We start from the raw sequence: 18,768 nt of genomic DNA, 5'->3' as shown, positions 1-18,768 counted from the left end.
GTTCTTTACGTTTTTGCTAATTAATGCAAAAATCGCCTAACACTCTTCCAAGACATTACGAGCAATGATTAATCGTTGGATTTCATTCGTTCCTTCATAAATCTTCGTTATGCGGGCATCCCGATAAAAACGTTCAACTGGATATTCGGCCATATATCCCATTCCGCCATGAATTTGAACCGCTTTATCCGCCACCCGATTAAAAACGTCTGAAGCGAACAGTTTTGCCATTGATGCTTCCTTGATCACTTTTTTTCCTTCATCAATCTTTTGTGCCGCCATCATCGTCAATGCTCTTGCGGCTTCCGTTTCGGTTGCCATATCAGCAAGCATCCATTGAATCGCTTGGTTGTCCGCGATTGGTTTACCGAATTGAATGCGCTCTTTTGCATATTTAGCTGACAATTCAATCAATTTCCCGCTTGATCCCACTGCTCTTGCAGCCAATCCTACCCGCCCTTCACCTAAAATTTTAAGGGCAGAGATATATCCCATTCCAACCTCGCCGATAACATTTTCTTCAGGTATAATACAATCCTCGAAAATGACCTGTGAGGTATATGATCCCCTTAACCCCATTTTTTTGTCCTTTTTGCCGACTGTCAAACCGGGAAAATCTCTTTCTACTAAAAAAGCAGTAATCCCTCCCTTTGCCCCTTTATCTTTATCCGTTAAAGCGAATACTGTATAAACATCAGCTATCGGCCCATTCGTGATGAAATGTTTGGTCCCGTTCATCACCCAGTAATCACCCTTCTTTTCTGCACTTGTTGCCAAATTGGTTGCATCCGATCCCGCTCCGGGTTCAGATAAAGCAAAGGCGCCAATTTTAGTGCCTGCTGCCATTTCAGGCAAGTATTTATTTTTCAAATGTTCGGATGCAAGCTTAACCAGACCTGTACTGCCAATCCCGGTGTGAGCGCTAATTAATGAAACAAAACCATTATGGGTCCTTCCTAACTGCTCCAATACGGTAGCCTTTCCAACCGCATTTAAGCCAATTCCACCGTATTGTTCGGGAATGCTTATTCCAAATAAGCCAAGGTCTTTTGCTTTTTCCACCAAATGCTGCGGGATGGCATCTTCTTCTTCAATTTGTATGGCGTAAGGCTCCACTTCCCTTTCAACGAAATTACGGATCATTTCCTTCATTTGCTGCATTTCCTTGGTTAAAGTGATTGTCATGAGTTACTCCTCCTTAGGTCTGTTCATGTAAAGTGAGACATGGATAAGGTTTTTTCATATTATGGGGCTTCATTTGAATGTCGTGTTATCACCTAGTCAGTCAATTGACCAAATACTTAATTTTCTAGTTAACTAGAGTCCTCACACTAACAAAATCAGGCTTCACGCTCAATTATCGTAGCAATCCCCTGCCCGCCTCCAATGCAAGCTGTAATAAGAGCAAATCTTCCCGCAGAACGCTTCAATTCGTAAACCGCTTTCGTAATGAGAATTGCGCCAGTCGCACCAAGTGGGTGTCCGTGTGCAATGGCTCCCCCGTTCACATTCACTCTGGCGGGATCCATATCAAGCTCCCTATTACAAGCAATGACTTGAGCAGCAAAGGCTTCATTAATTTCTATGATGTCCATATCATTTAAGGAAAGCCCTGACTTTTCCATTACCCTTCTTATAGCGGGAACAGGTCCTATTCCCATATAATTTGGATCCACCCCTGCAACTGCCTGAGCCCTGATCGTCGCTAAAGGCTTTATCCCCAATTCCTCCGCTTTGCCCCTCGACATTATCACCAGGACTGATGCGGCATCATTCAATCCTGAACTATTTCCTGCAGTCACGGACCCACCTTCTAAAAACGCCGGAGATAATTTGGCTAGCCCTTCCTTCGTTATTTGCGGTCGTGGATGTTCATCCAATTTAAATTCGACGGCTTCACCTTTTCTGACCGGAATGGAAACTGGCACAATTTGTTCATGAAAACGGACCTCTTCCACGGCTCTAGCCATATTTTTTTGGCTTTGTAGAGCGAATTCATCCTGTTCTTCCCTGCTGACCTCATATTTTTCAGCTAAGTTTTCAGCTGTGATTCCCATTGGGGGATCGCCAATTTCTTTTGGGGACAACCGGGATTTCCTGAACTGCGGTGGCTTTGCACTGTATGTTTTTTCCGGACGGTCCATCAAGTAAGGCGCCCTGCTCATACTCTCTACCCCACCGGCGATATAGACATCGCCTTCGCCAGCACGGATCGCTTGTGCAGCCAGATTGACAGCATTTATTCCCGATCCGCATTGACGGTCAATAGTCAGTCCCGGAAGATGAATGGAAAGGCCAGTTTCCAACGCGGTTAACCTGGCTATATTTCCACCCCCGCTTAATACATTCCCCATGATGACATCATCTATCATTTCAGGGTCGACATTCGCTCGTTTTATCGCTTCTTTCATCACTTCTGCTCCAAATACGTGGGCAGGTACAGACGCAAGTGCACCTCCCTGTTTTCCAATAGCTGTTCGTACTGCAGAAACTATGACGGCATCTCTATTCATTTCAACATCCGCTCCTTTTCCTTTTCCTTTTCTTTGATAACATTATTTGATGGCCCTTCCTTCATTTCACTAGTTTCATTGAATTTAAGCAGGTTCGACCCTGCTTATGAGGACTTAAGATCAAAGTTATCCGAACCTTTATTTTTATGATTCACTTTTGATTTGGCAGGTTTTACGAATATCGCAAATAGGATGCCAAAAGCCAAGACTAGGATGGCCATGAACAATATCGATAAGTTATAACCCATTAGTTGGTTTCCTCCAGCTAAACTTATGATATAGCCAGTTAATAGAGGTGCGACAATGCCTGCTAAATTTCCAGACGATGTTAAAATGCTCGTCATCAATCCCCCCCGCTCTTGCATTTCATTGATCATGATTGTTGGTCCAATCGGTAAAATGGCGTATGTCAGGCCCTTTGCCAAACACATGGCGACTATCACCCAGATTGGATTTTGAAACACCATGATCGAGGAAAAGAACAATGCACCAAGAATCATTGCGCCCGCGACGACAAATACCCTTGATGACCGCCAATTCTGATTCTTTTTGAATAAATGATCGGACACCATCGAAACACCCATATAAATGCATACGGAAACGACTCCGATTATGGCAACACTGGTTCCCATCTGACCGGGAGTCATTTTTACGGCTTCCACTAAATAAATCGGGAGCCAAACTGAAAACCAAACAACTAATATATAAGTTGAAAAATAAGCGAGGGTAGTAAATAAAGCAGTAGGTGAAGCCAGCAGCAACAAAAAGTCTTTCACTTTTATTTTTTCAAGTTTTACTTTCTTTCTCTTTTGTACATTTTCATATACTTCAACTGGATTCTCCTTTGTTAAAAATTGAAAGAGGAAGAACCAAATTAGGCTTGCTGCACCAAGAGTGGCAAAGGCAACCTTCCAACCGAATATCGTAATTAAGGAAACGAGGATCGGCGCCACGATCATCGCACCAACCGTTCCTCCGCCAACCACTACCGAATTGGCAAAGCCTTTTAATTTCGGCGGAAACCACTTATCTGCATGACTATAAGCAATTGGGCTATAGGGCCCTTCGAATGCGCCCAGTAAAATCCTGTATAAAATTAATAATGGAAGTGCGGTAATGGCTAAAACACCAAATTGCAAAATAGTCCATGTCAGCATGATGAATCCAAGCACTTTTTTAGCACCCAGCCGATCAGCCCATGCTGCCCCAAAAATCCCCGTTACTGGATAGAGCCAATAATAACTGCTTCCGACTAGACCCCACTCCGCATAGGAAAGATCGAATTCCTTCATGATAGGAACAGCTGCAAGTCCTACGATCGATTTATCTGCAAAATTAATCACGGCTCCAAAGAACAATAGAATGAGAACAACCCAACGCATAATGAATCCCTCCTCTTCTTTATGTGTGTTTGACATTCCATCCAATGCAGGTTTCAACCTGAATGGTTGGAATGAGCAAACGAACTGCATCCCCCTTAGTCTTTTCTTCCTTCCTTTTCAAGTTCTTCTTTAACTAACAATCTTTTTAATAGTTTACCCACTGTATTTCGCGGCAGTTCTTTTCTCACTTCAAATACTTTCGGCACCTTATAAGGCGTCAATTGGGAATAGCAATAACCTTCTATTTCTTCAAGATCTACGGAAGCGCTTTCTTTAGGGACGATGAATGCTTTCACAACTTCGCCTTTTTCTTTATGGGGAATACCCACCACGGCTGCCTCTTTAATTGCCGGATGTTCATATAGAACACCTTCCACCTCCTGCGGGTAAATATTGAATCCTCCGACGATGATCATTTCTTTTTTCCTGCCGACAATATAGAAATATCCTTCGTCATCCATAACAGCAAGATCGCCGGTATATAGCCAGTCATTCTGTAAGGCTTTTTTTGTTTCGGCTTCGTTATTCCAGTATCCCTTCATGATTTGCGGGCCTTTTATCAGCAGCTCCCCGACACCTGTGTTAGGCACTTCATTATTTTCATCGTCAATGATCATACAATCCGTGCCTGGAAAAGGGATTCCAATGCTTCCAATTTTCCTTTTTCCGAAAGGCGGATTACGATGAGTGGAAGGTGAAGCTTCCGACAAGCCGAAACCCTCTCCTATTTTGGCACCGGTCAACACCTCAAATCGCTTGATCACTTCAACTGGAAGGGGGGCCGAGCCACAAGAACAACTTTTTAAACAATCCAGTCCATAGTTTTTAATTCCTGGATGATTGACGAAAGCATTATACATCTTTGGAACACCTGGAAAGAAAGTCGGGCGATATTTTTTAATGTTTGAAAGGACATCTTGAAGATCGAATTTGGGAAACAAGAGAATGGCTGCTCCAATATAGATACCTAGATTCATCGCACTTGTCATGGCATAAACATGATAAAGTGGCGTAGCTGCCAACACGATTTCTTCACCAGGTTTCAAAGAATCCCCATACATTTCAAAGCTCTGCACGACGTTGGAGGTTAAATTATGGTGAGTGAGCATGACCCCCTTCATCTTCCCAGTTGTGCCGCCTGTGTATTGGATGACTGCAATATCTTCATGAGGGTTTATGATTTCGGACTCTTTAATGGCCTCTCCGGATTGAATCAACGTTTGAAGGGAGTATGAGCCATTTTGATCATCTTCCGTTTTCATGCAGACATCAAATGCATATATCGCTTTCGTTTCTTCGATTGTATCCGCGGCCGTATGATCAAATACAATATACTTAGCATCCGAGTCTATTAAAATTTGCAAAAGTTCCCTCGGTTTATACATGGGATTCATCTGTACAACTATTAGACCAAGAGCCTGCGCGGCGTAATAACTGATTATGAAATAAGGGTGGTTGGCCAGCATCAGACCAATCCGTTCACCTTTAACAAAGCCCATTTCACGCCACTTTCCTGCAAGTTTGTCTACCTGCATTTTAAGATTCATATAATCCAATGAATCGTCTTCATAAATGATGGCTGTATGGTGAGGAAACTTACTTGCTGTTTTATCAAGCAGGGAATAGACGGATATTTCCGGTAGCTTCATAGATTTCATTCTTTCAACATACCATTGCTCCCATGGTTTATTTATCGTTTTTCGCACCATTTATCCCTCCACACATAAACGAATGTCATATCGTACATGTTTGATTTATACTTATTTATTATGCAACTTGCATGCCAAGTCCTATAAAGGAGTAAAACAGCAAGATTTTACGTGTAACTCAATTCATTTATGAATTTTATTCACAAATAAAGCCTTTCTGTAGAGGATTCATCGAAATGCCAATAATTCATTTATGAATTTTCACAGGCTCTAGTTGGTTTTCTAACGATCGTGAAAAGTAGGTTTTTACCATATTATAGATTATACCTACTCACAAATCATATTTTTGATTATATCCATGGTGTATTATTAAATTTGAAAAGCCCATCTAAGGATGGGCAAGTTCATTGTTTATTGAAAGTTGGCTTACGAGTAAATAAATAAAAAATCTATAGCTTAACTTTCATGCCTAGATTTTTAGCTTTTGCGCATTCGTAAACTTATTATTCTTCACCGTGTCCAAGAATCATCCAAGCGACATAACTGGTTTAATCGATCGAACCATCCTGTATAGATCTTATATATACGCTCAGTCACTTTTTAATCTCCTTAATTAAAACACTCAAAAATTCCAGGGTGGGCGCATCCCTAAATAATACATATGGCAGTAAATATGAACGAATATAGATTGGGATAATCGGCATTTTGAAGTATTTCTATACATCGATTTGGAGTTCCCTGGGAATTTTTATATGAGCCACATTAACGAAAATCTGGCTGCCGTTTCCCAAATAATTTGGTGAAACGGCAGCCCCGCAAGCCCACTAATATCATCTGTTCTTTTCTACGCTTTCCTTTCATTTAAAAAGTTCGTCATGGATGTGGAAGGAAATAAGATTCTATGTTTTTCACATCATATAGCCCAAAGGGTTTTAAACGCAGCCCAGGAAGAAAGTAGCAAGTTAAAAATAATAATGTATACAAAATGGCTTGAAAAGGATAGCCTCTCGCTTGAAGCATCTTTAATTATTTTTTATTAAATTCTACTGCCCTATTAAATGAAGGATCAGAAGTCACCGTAAGCTGTAATGGAATTTCAAGTATTATTACATTTCCATCGACAATTACGATTCCTCCTCCCAGTTCATGGACACGTGAAGCAGCTTTTGCCATCGCCTCTGGATTTCAGACATTCATTTTCAATCCACATTCAAGGAGATGGAATCATCCTTCTTGTTTACGATTGTGATTTGATCTCTGGCTCTCTTAATTTAAATCTTTTTATCTTTCCTGTCGAAGTCTTTGGTAACTCGTTCACGAATTCAATGTCGCGAGGAACTTTATATGACGCTAACACTTTTTTGACAAATCCTTTTATTCCTGCTTTTACTCCTTCACCTGATTCCGCACTTTCTTTTAATACTATGAAGGCTTTTGGTTTTATTAAACCATTTTCATCCTTTACAGCAACAACAGCAGTTTCCAGTATATCGGGATGTGATAAGAATGCGTTTTCTATTTCTATTGGCGATACCCAAATTCCATTTACCTTCATCATGTCATCATTGCGGCCCGCGTACCAATAGAAGCCACCTTCATCCTTAAAGTATTTATCTCCTGTCAACAGCCAATTACCGAAAAACTTCTTTTTGTTTTCATCATCAAGATTCCAATAAGAGGCTGCAATGCTTTCTCCCTTAATTAAAAGGTCTCCCACTTCATTCACCTGAGTTTCATGACCTTGTTCATCCACAATTTTAGCTTCATAACCGGGAACGATTTTTCCTGTGCTTCCTTGCCGAATATCATCTACTTGATTGGAAATGTATATATGAAGTGATTCGGTCGAACCAATTCCGTCTATAATATCCAATCCAAAAACTCTCTTCCATTGTTCAATATAAGTAGCCGGCAGTGCCTCTCCTGCTGATACGCAAAGTCTAACTGAAGAAAGATCATAGGTTTCCTTCGTCTTCTCAAGGTAATTGAGCATCGATCCATACAGGGTCGGGACACCAAAAAAAATGGTTGGACGATACTTTTCTATCGTCTCGAACACCTTTTCTGCAGTCGGTCTGTCCGGCATTAAAACAGTCGTAGCCCCGGCTCCAAAAGGATAATACATCGCATTTCCCAAACCATAAGCAAAGAAAAGCTTCGAAGCCGAAAAAGTAATGTCATTTTCGGTGATTTGCAAAATGTTTTTGGCGTAGTTTTTGAAAGCTTCTTCCATATCGGTTTGAAGGTGTATAACCCCTTTTGGCTCACCTGTACTTCCTGATGTATAGAGCCAGAACGCTTGATCATTAATGTTGCTAAAACAAGGCGGCAGATCCTTATTTTGTCTGCGAGTAAGACCCTGAAAAGAATGTTCGTTATCTTCCTCGAAATTGTGATCAACCCCATCAACCAAGATGACATGCCTTAAGAAAAGTAATCTATTTTTAACAAGCTTTAACTTCTCCCACTGTTCATAAGTAGTGACCAACACTTTTGAACGGCTATTATTCAAAAGATACTCATAATCCTTTGTAAGCAAAAGCGTATTGGATGGAATCGGGATTACCCCAACTTTTATTGCACCGAAGAAACTAATGATAAATTCTGGAGAATCATGTAATAAAAGTAGGATGCGCTGTTCCATCTCTATGCCCAGATCTTTTAATGCCGCACCAAATTGATTGCCAATGGTGTCGATTTCTTGATAAGTATAAGATTGATTTCCATAATAAATCGCGGTTTTTTCCCCTCTGCCAGCTTCAATATTTTTCTGTAAGAAATTATAGGAAGCATTGTACATCGAGCCTAACCCTTTAATTTTACATTCGGTTTTTATCACACATTTATCCTCCTCAAAAAGCTACTGGTTTTAAAAGCGTCATCCCACCGTCTTCTTTTATTCCAAAAAGAAGACGGCTTCCATTACAAAGCCGGATAAATTCCTTAACCTTCCATTTTTATTCATTTGGAAACGCCATACGAACTAATTTGAGCGAATTCCCTTCCTGACAATGCTCTTTTTCATTCAGTTAATCAAGGGTAAGTGATTCCATCAGGCTATGAAACTTATATTCTGATAAGCCATCCCCCTTAACAGGTATTGACACCCATTTATATCGGTTGGCTAATGAGGTCGATCAGTAGAAAGAACCTTTCCATCCTATATTTTTAAAAAAAGTTTTACAGTTTAAGCAATAGTATTGCCTAACGAACTGTGCAGTACCGAAGGATGAATATAATTCCACATGTTTGCCATCACAAAATGGACATGTCGGATTTTCCTTTTCAATGGAAATAAAGAAATACTTTAATGCAGGTTTACGAACATTTTATACCTTCTTGATTTTTTTCCATTATCATTACCTCCTAACTATATATCTAGTGAATCTATAATAAACTAAGTTTCAACTTGATAAATTCCAAAAGTGATCAGTGGGATTTCAGAAATGATACGGTTCTTCTGAATTTGTAACAAAGTTTGCTTAAGAGGAAACAGATCGAAGGTATTTTCAGAATTGCAATGAAATACATTTAATATGACATTTGAAATTGTATTAACTTTAATGGCAGTAGGGTGCGGGCATGATCAATCAACACGATTGTTTATAAAAAAATGACCAACTCATTTAGAATTGGTCATCATTTTTTTATTGAATTCCTTCTACTTTTTGATTCCCTGTTATACCCACATACCATCGTTCCTTTGCTTTGATTACTTCTCTACTGCTTTTTATATTTTTTGAACCACGTTTTCGGAAATCTTTTTATCATCATCCATTTTCACTTTTTCAAGCACCATTTTCTTACTCCAACATATAATGCAACAAAGGAAAACCGGGGGTATCAACATGCAAGACAATCAACATGTATCGCAAATGAATGAGGTTGAAAAGTTTGATGAATGGGTAAAAAAATTTTTTCTGGATCCGGAAACTTGTGCGTTGGATCATCAACTTTTTTCAATTGATATATACGAAAGTGACGATGAGTATATGGTTGAAGCGGTTTTGGAAAATCATGATGTAAAAGATATTAAAGTTTGCTTAAGTGATAATGAGCTATCGATCATCGTTGACGATACTCATAAACCATTTCTTGAAAATAAAGCGGATACAATACCTACACAGAGAAAAATCCCTTTCCCCTTTTCGATTTGCTCTCGAAGAATTACCGCTGAATTCTCAAATCCGATATTGGTGATTCGCATCCATAAGTTTTCCCCCGGAATAACAGCCGATGATATTAACATAGAGTAGTTCATTAATAATAATAAAAAGAATGGCATAGGGAGCCACATTCTCCTTAGCCATTCTTTTTTTTTGTTTTATCCAGCAAAGTAAAAGGAAGTACGACTTCCTTTTTGTGTCGAAATGACTTGAAGCTGGGCATCGATTCTTTCTTTCAGCTCTGGAACATGAGAAATTATCCCGACTAATCTCCCGGTACTTTGTATATCCATCAATGCTTCTATCGCATGATCAAGAGATTCGGGGTCTAGCGTACCGAACCCTTCATCGATGAACATCGTTTCGAGTGAGATCCCGCCTGCATTCTGCTGGACAACATCCGCAAGACCCAAAGCAAGTGCAAGGGATGCCTTAAAGCTTTCACCTCCCGAAAGGGTTTTGACATGCCTCTCCTGTCCTGTATATTGGTCGTACACGGATAACTCCAGACCGCTCTGGATATTCCTGCGTGTAGGATCCAGCTTTCGCAACAGCTGATATCTGCCGCTTGTCATTTTCAGTAATCTTGAATTGGCTTCTTTTAGGATATCATCTAAAAAGGCTGCCAATACATACCGTTCAAAAGTTATTTTGAAGGAGTTTTGGCCTTTGGAAATCTCAGACAGGTGACCGACGATACTGTACCTTTCATCCAGACTTTTCTGATCTTCCCTGATTTGCGCCAATTTCCTTTCGATTTCTTCGTTAGTCCGTTTTTCTGCATGTAATTCATTCTGATTTTGGCGTAACGACTCCAATTCCAAATCTATGAAATCAAAAGTCTTTTTCAATCCTTCAAGGTCCGGTTTGATCACATCTTTCAGCTTCAATTCCAAATCATGAAACAGACTTAAAACACTTTGCCAATTTTGATTATACTGCTGGATTTGGTCCTCCAAATTTCCAAGTGCCGCTTCCGATTTTTTTGCGGCGGTATATTCTTTATAATTGGAAAAGCCTTGATTGGTCATATCCGTAATTAACTTTTCCCGTTCCTCTTTCAATTCTTGATTTAAAGCCTCTATATTTCCAATTAGAGATTCTTTTTTTGCATTGATGACCGATTCTTTGTCCTTAACCATTTGGAGGTTTTTTTGTGCATCTTCCAAGGCAATTTGTAATTTTTTCTGTGTTTTTACAGCCATTTGGTATGCTGCATCATATTCTTCCTCTGTTCGTATTCCATCTGGAAGGGAATCGGTTAATCCTGTCAGTTTTGTAGAGTTCTCAATATATCTGGTTTTCCCTTGGTCCTCTTTTCTTTCTAGAGAGGCCAGATTCTCCTTTAGCTTGGATGCTTTCTCTTTTAATTCCAGCAACTTTCTTTCCAGATCATTAAATAAAGACTTTTTCCGCATCAATTCATTTAACTGCTCTTGCAGTGCTTTTCCTTTTTCTGCAAATCGTTTCAAATGACCAGCAAGATCTTCAAACCTAAACTCCGGCAGGTCATTTTGTAAGTCCCTAAGCTTTTCTTGTGACGAATCGACTAGTGCATCATATTTAGATTTTGCTTGATAAAATTCACTTTCGGCTTGGCTTTTTTGTTGTTCTGCAGTTTTCAGCTTGTTTTCTTGCTCTTTCAGTTCCAAATCCGTTGGCATATCCTCATGCATTCGGGCTGGGTCAGGATGACTTAACGAACCGCACACAGGACAATTTTCTCCTAGGTGTAACATGGTAGCAAGCATGCCCGCTTGGCCTGATCGCCAATTTTGATTCAGAGCTTCCAGTTTTCCCTTTTCCTGGATTTGAATTCTTTGAATATCTTGAAATCGATTATTCTTTTCTTCCAGAACCCGCTTCACATTCTGAGTCTCGGAAAGAACTTCTTGAAGCTTTTTTATTTTCAATAACGATTGATTATTTCTTTCAGCTTCGATTTCCTTATCGCGATGAAGAACTGCCGCTTTTTCCGCTTCTGTTTTTTCACGAGCAACTCTCTCTGCTTCCTCTTCGATTGCTAGATGTTCCGAAACATTTTTTTCACGAAGCCCTTTACTGGTTCTCCACTCTTTTTCATCCAATGCAACCTGTGCTTTTAAGCTTGCAAAAGTCATGACAGCATCTTTTACCTGCTCAAGCTGATGAACAGTTCGTACGGCCTGATCCCTCTGGTTTTCCTTCAGCATTTCCTGCTCATAGGAAGCCTGCTTCTCGATATGCTCAGCCCGTAACTTTTCGGCCTGCTCACTTAACTTTTGAAGTTCAGCATTCGCATCTTGTACTTGTTTGCCAATTCGCAAATAGTATTGTTCCTGCTTTTCAAGCGAAGCCGCTTTGTGTGCCATTTTAATTTGGCCTTTCACTAGTTCCATTTCAGGCTGTTTTGCTTCAAGGTCCTCCTTTTCTTTTCGTAGCTTTTCTTTTTCCGAAAATCTATTTATTAAATCGACCGCCTTTGAAAGCTCTTGATTTACTTGATCGCGAGCTTTCTGCTTTTCCTGTATTTGTTTATTTACATACTCATTTTTTTCTGCTGCTGCCAAAATGACTTCCTGTAACAGTGGTAAAACCTGTTGTTCGTTAGGCTCTTCCGCTTGCAATTGTGCCTGCAATTCTTCATGGTTGCCTGGTTTGATACCTTTCATTAATTCAATTCGCCGCTGAGCGCTTTTTTCACTTTTCTTTCTAAGGATGGAAGCCTCTTCTTTTAATTTTTCTTCTATTCGTTTATAAAGTTCAGTATGAAATAATTTCTGGAGAATCAGTTCCTTATCTTTGCTGTCGGAAGTTAACAGTTTTCGGAATTCATTCTGTGGAATCATCAGGATTTGCCGGAATTGATTGGCATCAAGTCCAATGAGTAATTTGATTTTTTCCTCAACCTCACGCACATTTGCACCAAGCAATTTTTTCCCTTCCGCCAATATCTCATATAATTCAGCCTTTGCTCCAACCGTCGTCGTTCCTTCTCCTGATTTTTTCTTTCGTTCCTGCTGCGGTGACCGGGTCACCAAATACGTTTTCCCACGCAGGGTAAATTGCAGCGAGACTTCCGTTAACATATCATCTTCGGCAAACTGACTTCGTAAATCTTGCCCGCTTCGGTCTTCTCCACTGGCTTTTCCATATATCGCAAAACTGATCCCATCAAATATCGTTGTTTTCCCTGCGCCTGTCTTTCCAGAGATGACAAACATGGTCCGTTCTCCAAGGGAATTAAAATCGATGGTTTCCCTTCCTGCATATGGTCCGAATGCCTGCATCGTTAAAATATGAGGTCTCATTTCAATGCCTCCTCTTTCTTCACGGCTTCAATTACCGAAACCATCAAATCCTGCTTTTGAGAATCAAAGTCCCGATCTGTCATTTCTTGATAAAACGTTTCGAACAGGTCCAATTCTGATTTTCGTTCATCCTTTATAGAAGAGAAGGATTTTTTTCTTCTAAGGTCGGTCAGATCCCATTTTCGCTCTAGATGCAGTACATTCGGGTAAATCTGGCGCAAGCGATTAATCGGATCGATGAGCGAACCCTCATCATTTAGTGTTATTTTCAAGTAGTCATCCTTTTTTTGCGATTGATAAAAAGAAGGATCGAGTAACTCTTCCATCGTTCCGGATATTTCCCTCATATCCAGCTTGGGTGCCAATGATCGATAGTTTATTTCGAAACTTCCATCTTCGTGCATATCGACAATGGAAAGCGACTTATTTTGCTTAGCCTCTGAAAAAGAGTATTTTAATAGTGATCCAGAGTAAAACACCTTAGGATGACGTATTGCGTCTGGACTATGTAAATGTCCAAGTGCCGTATAATCGAACGCATCGAATAAGTCAGATGAAACACAGCCAGAACCACCCACCGACAAGACTCGTTCCGAATCGCTCGTTTTTCCGCCTAATACAAAAGCATGTCCTACGAAGACATTCGGTTCATCCTTATTGAAAGTCTCCGTAATCGTTCCGGTTATCCGCTTCATCGCTTCTTGGTGGGAATGGATACTATCATCTTCAAAAAGATGGCGAACCGTTCCAGGTTCTGCATATGGAACACAATAAAAATTCACGCCCTTGATGCGAACCGGCTCACATGCCTTTGTCAATTTCCCATGAATGTATAACTGGCTATGACGATACCATGATGAACCGAATGCAAGCCTTTCCGCAGAATCATGGTTTCCTGATATTGCAACGATCGGTGTATTCATTTTCACATTAATCGTATAGAGGATTTCATCAAGAAGCTCTACCGCTTCAGTCGGCGGAACGGAACGATCATATAGGTCACCGGCAATCACAACCGCATCAGGTTTTTCTTCCTCGACAATTTCTATGAATTGCAAGAGTGCATGCCTTTGGTCATCTGTCATATGTACCCCGTGAACGATTTTTCCTAAATGCCAATCGGCCGTATGGATAAATTTCATAGTTTCACTCCGTCCTCATTTTTACTTACTATTATTATATCAAAAATTTAACGAATAGCATGGTTTGGGTACAAACGTTCTAATTTTTACCACACTGCCCTATTATTTTCAATTATTTAGAATAAAAAAAGGCAAACTCCAAAAGAGTCTGCCTTTTTCAGCATTAGCTGAATAAGTGTTCATATGGACCCATATTCACTTTTCTTTCAGCTAATTTTTTTTGTAAAAATTTATGGTCACGTTTTGGTGTGGCAATGATATAGCCGCGTATCACTAAATCTTCCGTAATATCGCCCGCTTTTTCTTTTAATGCCAATTCACCGATTTTCCCCGCAATTTTATGACGTGCAACATCACGAAAAAGTTCTGGTACAGGGCTCACTAAATCCTCGAGTAATTCCTTTTGCTGCTTTGACCATAAGTGCTTTGTTTGGTCCAAATAGTATTCTTCCCAATCCATATCGGATTTCCCATCTTCTTTGGGAAATCTTTTCAGGAACTTCCGAAACATGAAAAAGCCACCTATGCTCATCAATATAATTAAAAGGGCTACCCAAAATAGAATAAACCATAAAAACCATCCACTAAGCAAAGTACCACCTCATATGTATAGAATGATCGTCACTATTATTATAGACAGTAACCCATATCTTTACAAGACTGGCAATGTAATCATTCGGGCTTGTTCACTTCCAGCAAGACCAGCGAAAAATCCCCTACGGCATTTTCTTCATAAAGGTTCGTGACCGAAGTCGCATAGTTAAAGATCTCTGCTCGAAACTCCTCGTTTGTCTGAGGGATCTTTAAATCAAATACCATTTGATAAAGCAGTGTTGTAATATCATGATATTCACTATGTGTAACCTTGAAATTGAAACTGACTTTTCTGACTTCCTTACCTTCAGAATCCTTTACAGGTTCAGAAACAAAATCAGTAACATGCAGGGGAACATCATTTAAAATGACCTCGTCTACCATTATCAACATCTCCTTAAAAAGTAGTTAAAGACATGTTATCACTAGAAACTTTCAGCGCCAAAGATTCAGCCTTAAAAAATTCGAAAACGTGCACAGGAACCCTGGCACGTTTTCTTTGAATCAATTTAATTTCCCTTTTGGACGATGATACGCCATTTAGCGTCATCGATTTGCTCAAACTCCGTGATTTCATGACCTTCAGTTGCGGCCCAACGCGGAATGCTCTCCGTTGCTTGTGTGCAATCGAAATTAATGATTAATTCCTCTCCTTTTGCCATATCCACTATCGCTTCTTTTGCTTCCACTAAAGGGAATGGGCATACCATTCCAGTCGTTTCCAACACTTTCGCCATTTATATTCCACTCCTTGATTAATGTTTTTTTCCTTTTACCTTAAGCCGCTTTTGATGTAGCTGCTGCCTGCTTTTGCTTACGGATAATCGTGAAATAAGTTGCTACCCATGTACCTAGTAGGAAAAAGACAATCGCAATCCAGCCTTGCCAAGCAAATAACGCCGAGTTCACCAGACCATTACCGATTGTGCACCCTCCGGCAACACTTGCACCAAACCCCATGATTACACCGCCGATTGCATTGTTACGTAACGTCTTTATATCGGGCAAGCGCCAACGGAATTCCCCACTTCCTTTGGCAGCAATGAAAGCACCAAGGAAAATGCCCAATACCAAAAACGTACCCCAATCGATTAACGCATCATCGCCTGTAATAAGGAAGGTTAGAATGTTCGCGGAAGGTGCTGTAATTCCAAGTCCGAACATTCTGCCTGTCATAGCACTTAGCGGCCATGCCATGATTGCAATAAGGCCAACCAGTAATGCTGTAACAAAGGGATGCCACCGTTTTTCGAATAAGATGTGGACCAATCCCGTTTTTTTCGGTTTCATTTTAAAGATTGGCAGTTTCGGTTTTCTCAATTCACGAATCACCAAGATGCCAACCAAAAGTGTCACAATAAGCACAAGCACCCACGGCGAAACATTAAATGTTTCATGAATGTACGTATCACTCGTACGATAGGACAACAAATTATCCCCAGCAACTTTCCATACACCATATTTCGTCATGGCAGCCCCTAGCATATATCCAAAAAGGGCAACCCAACTCCCAATCATGCCCTCTCCGGCACGATACCATGTTCCAGTTGCACAACCGCCTGCCAGAACCATTCCAATACCAAAAATGAAGCCACCCACGATTGTTCCCAACCATGGAAAACCATCATTTCCAAACTGAATGACCCCTGTATCATTCAATGCATAAACACCAATACTTTGTATTGCTATAACAACGAATGTAGCTAAGAACATCCGTCCATCTTTAGCTAAAATCAAATCCCGATATGCACCAACAACACAGAAACGGCCTCTTTGTAGCACAAACCCCAGCAATAAACCACAAATAATCCCGAACACAATCATTTGTAACATTAACCGTTTCCTCCTTAAGTAAAATAATTATATAATACCAATATAATATAATCCGGATGAAATTACTAGGGTTTTGATTGTGTTTTATAGAATCTAGAAATCATGAATGTCTTCATTGACTTGAAAGGTTCCCAGGCAAATCAAAAAACCTGAGTCATTTTAATATCGACTCAGGTTTCCTGGATTGTCCCTTTTATCCATTTTCATTTACTTTTATCACACCATATTACTTCCACTAAAACTGGCTGCTTTAACTTTTTTGTATTGGTATAGCATGGCAATTCTCCATGGAACGATCATGGCAAAAGCAAGTAAGAAAAACATTCCGCTCAAGACACCGATTTCAATCGTGCTTCCCAGCATCAGTTTCGCCACCAGCCGAACCACCATGAGACCAATCAATATGAATATGAAAGCTTTAGAGCGCTGAATATAAATTTTTTCATCTCTAACTTCGAATTTTGATGTTTTAATTAATAGGATGGAAAATAACATCCCTGCAACAAGAGCCTCCAAAAATTCGTATCGAGTCACCCGGAACATAGGAAAAATAAACATCAAAGCACCCGTACTCATAAAAAGCGGCGGTAAGATGATTTTCTTTTCGTTCACTGGTTTTTTTGTTTCCTTCATCCGGAACATGAAAACACCCATAGCCATCACAATCGCTATACCTGTTGATATATATATCATCTCTTAACCATCCCTTTTAACTAAAAATAGGTAAGTACCATTAAAAATTATATATGACTTCAATTTATAAACAAAGTATATATTACCTACTTAAGATAAACAAGGTGAGGGTTTTTAATTACGCGCCCTATTGATGCATTCAATTCCCTGCTCTCGTCAAAAAGATTGACCATAAAATCTTTTGTCCCGGCTTCTATAGCTCGACAACCATTTTTTGCTGACCCATAGCAGAGCACATCATACCCTTTGCAACCGAAGTTCCTTCTCAATTTCTTTAACGGCATCCAGACGGCTAATGATTGGCGGTAATATCCATCGTCACTGGGCCAGGATTCAAATTTCGATATTATTCAATGGCTTCTCGCTCACACAAGATCACTACTTGTCCTGATTTTGATAAAATATTTGAAAGTATCATTCTCATAAACTTTGGCATCATCAACTATTAATATTTGGGCCATGGCCTTTCATCTTCATTTCAAACAACAGTATTATAAAACCTTATTAGAAATGTAGTGATTCTATAATACGCAAAGATTATGTGACTTTAGACACAAAATAACAAGAAAAACGAATAAAAAAATAATATACCAATAATAAGTCCTGACGAAGGGTAATGCCAATTGAATATTTTTGAAAAAATAGCTTATTATGGACTAAAACCCCGTAAAGCCACCGAATAGTCTAGACAGGACTGCAATTATTTTGGTCATCCAATCAAAAAACAAAATCACACCCATTACAATCATTAAATATCCGCCAATCTTCATGATGTATTGGCTGTACTTTTTGATCCATTTCAACTTTCCGACAAAGAAAGATAATATGAAAAACGGTATGGCAAATCCTAAAATATAGGCAGTCATATAGCTCATGGCGGCGCTAGGGTTAGTTGCACCCAAAGAAACGACCGCACCTAAAAGTGGACCTGCACAAGGCGTCCATCCAGCAGCAAAGGCAAGTCCGATTAGAATGGAACCAATATATCCGCTAGGTCGGTTTTTAAATTCAAAACGACTATCTTTCATCAATGATTTCGGCTGAAAGATTCCAACAACGAATAACCCAAAAATGATAATCAGGATGGCACCAATCTGACGTATCAATTCTTTGTAATTCGAGAAAAAAGAACCTAGATAGGTCGTACTAAAACCAATCGCAATAAAAACCAGAGAAAAACCAAGCAGGAAGAATAAAGTATGCAGCATACTTCTTCTTTGGAGCATGGCGTTCTCGGATTTGATTTCACCAACGCTCATACCAGTGATATAAGATAAAAAGGCTGGATATAGCGGTAAGCAGCATGGCGAAATAAAACTCAAAAAGCCTGCCCCAAAAGCTAAAAACATATTTATATCATTCAAATGAGCTCACTCCTATGTATGTCAACCTATAAACATTGTAACAAATAAGATAAAAAAATACATTTATGGAACTGTGAATATTTCATGACAACTAAATGGCGGACATCGGAATGGGCCACGGGTTCAATTTTCATTAAGTTAA

The 18,768-nt window shown here is 39.7% G+C and carries 14 protein-coding genes and 1 pseudogene; 1 reads left to right on the top strand and 14 read right to left on the bottom strand.

Annotated elements, in window-relative coordinates:
- Positions 1–36 precede the first annotated feature (36 nt).
- From ACDZ29_RS20600 to ACDZ29_RS20575, 6 genes and pseudogenes are all read right to left on the bottom strand, one after another.
- Complete coding sequence (locus ACDZ29_RS20600; RefSeq protein WP_375088506.1) at positions 37–1,185, bottom strand: acyl-CoA dehydrogenase family protein; 1,149 nt, start codon at positions 1,183–1,185, stop codon at positions 37–39.
- Positions 1,186–1,340: 155 nt separating this feature from the next.
- A complete protein-coding gene (locus ACDZ29_RS20595) occupies positions 1,341–2,513 on the bottom strand; it encodes a thiolase family protein (RefSeq protein ID WP_375088505.1) in 1,173 nt (390 codons plus the stop codon).
- Between the two features lie 104 nt (positions 2,514–2,617).
- Positions 2,618–3,895: an MFS transporter gene (locus tag ACDZ29_RS20590; protein ID WP_375088504.1), complete on the bottom strand. Its 1,278-nt coding sequence runs from the start codon at positions 3,893–3,895 to the stop codon at positions 2,618–2,620.
- Between the two features lie 95 nt (positions 3,896–3,990).
- Positions 3,991–5,604, bottom strand: a complete 1,614-nt coding sequence (locus tag ACDZ29_RS20585; protein ID WP_375088503.1) for a long-chain fatty acid--CoA ligase — start codon at positions 5,602–5,604, stop codon at positions 3,991–3,993.
- A gap of 813 nt (positions 5,605–6,417) precedes the next feature.
- A pseudogene (locus ACDZ29_RS20580) lies at positions 6,418–6,729 on the bottom strand (adenine deaminase C-terminal domain-containing protein); the annotation flags it as partial.
- 52 nt (positions 6,730–6,781) lie between these two features.
- Complete coding sequence (locus tag ACDZ29_RS20575) at positions 6,782–8,383, bottom strand: benzoate-CoA ligase family protein (RefSeq protein ID WP_375088502.1); 1,602 nt, start codon at positions 8,381–8,383, stop codon at positions 6,782–6,784.
- 1,009 nt (positions 8,384–9,392) lie between these two features.
- On the opposite strand from ACDZ29_RS20575, the gene ACDZ29_RS20570 reads away from it, so the two are divergent.
- Positions 9,393–9,800: a hypothetical protein gene (locus tag ACDZ29_RS20570; protein ID WP_370014599.1), complete on the top strand. Its 408-nt coding sequence runs from the start codon at positions 9,393–9,395 to the stop codon at positions 9,798–9,800.
- 68 nt (positions 9,801–9,868) lie between these two features.
- On the opposite strand, the gene ACDZ29_RS20565 is transcribed toward ACDZ29_RS20570, so the two are convergent.
- From ACDZ29_RS20565 to ACDZ29_RS20530, 8 genes are all read right to left on the bottom strand, one after another.
- Positions 9,869–13,000 (bottom strand): SbcC/MukB-like Walker B domain-containing protein, encoded by a 3,132-nt coding sequence (locus ACDZ29_RS20565; protein ID WP_375088501.1) that lies wholly within the window; start codon positions 12,998–13,000, stop codon positions 9,869–9,871.
- Positions 12,997–14,142 (bottom strand): exonuclease SbcCD subunit D, encoded by a 1,146-nt coding sequence (locus ACDZ29_RS20560; protein WP_289316878.1) that lies wholly within the window; start codon positions 14,140–14,142, stop codon positions 12,997–12,999. Before ACDZ29_RS20560 ends, ACDZ29_RS20565 begins: the two co-directional genes overlap by 4 nt.
- Before the next feature lie 163 nt (positions 14,143–14,305).
- Complete coding sequence (locus ACDZ29_RS20555; protein WP_034312903.1) at positions 14,306–14,734, bottom strand: DUF2621 domain-containing protein; 429 nt, start codon at positions 14,732–14,734, stop codon at positions 14,306–14,308.
- Between the two features lie 80 nt (positions 14,735–14,814).
- Positions 14,815–15,120 carry a DUF3219 family protein gene (locus ACDZ29_RS20550; protein ID WP_375088500.1) on the bottom strand — a complete coding sequence of 102 codons (306 nt, stop codon included), beginning with the start codon at positions 15,118–15,120 and terminating at the stop codon, positions 14,815–14,817.
- A gap of 125 nt (positions 15,121–15,245) precedes the next feature.
- On the bottom strand, positions 15,246–15,473 hold the full coding sequence (locus ACDZ29_RS20545) for a sulfurtransferase TusA family protein (protein ID WP_375088499.1): 228 nt from the start codon (positions 15,471–15,473) through the stop codon (positions 15,246–15,248).
- Positions 15,474–15,513: 40 nt separating this feature from the next.
- The gene (locus ACDZ29_RS20540) at positions 15,514–16,569 is read right to left on the bottom strand and encodes a YeeE/YedE thiosulfate transporter family protein (RefSeq protein ID WP_375088498.1); all 1,056 of its coding nucleotides are present in this window, start codon (positions 16,567–16,569) and stop codon (positions 15,514–15,516) included.
- Between the two features lie 216 nt (positions 16,570–16,785).
- Entirely contained in the window at positions 16,786–17,262 is a 477-nt protein-coding gene (locus ACDZ29_RS20535) for a CcdC family protein (RefSeq protein ID WP_289324595.1), read from the bottom strand.
- A 656-nt stretch (positions 17,263–17,918) separates the two neighbouring features.
- Complete coding sequence (locus tag ACDZ29_RS20530) at positions 17,919–18,626, bottom strand: cytochrome c biogenesis CcdA family protein (RefSeq protein ID WP_289316882.1); 708 nt, start codon at positions 18,624–18,626, stop codon at positions 17,919–17,921.
- Positions 18,627–18,768 lie beyond the last annotated feature (142 nt).

Source organism: Peribacillus sp. RS7 (assembly GCF_041956845.1).
Taxonomy (GTDB): Bacteria; Bacillota; Bacilli; order Bacillales; family DSM-1321; genus Peribacillus.
This window is presented reverse-complemented; position numbering and strand designations above follow the sequence as displayed.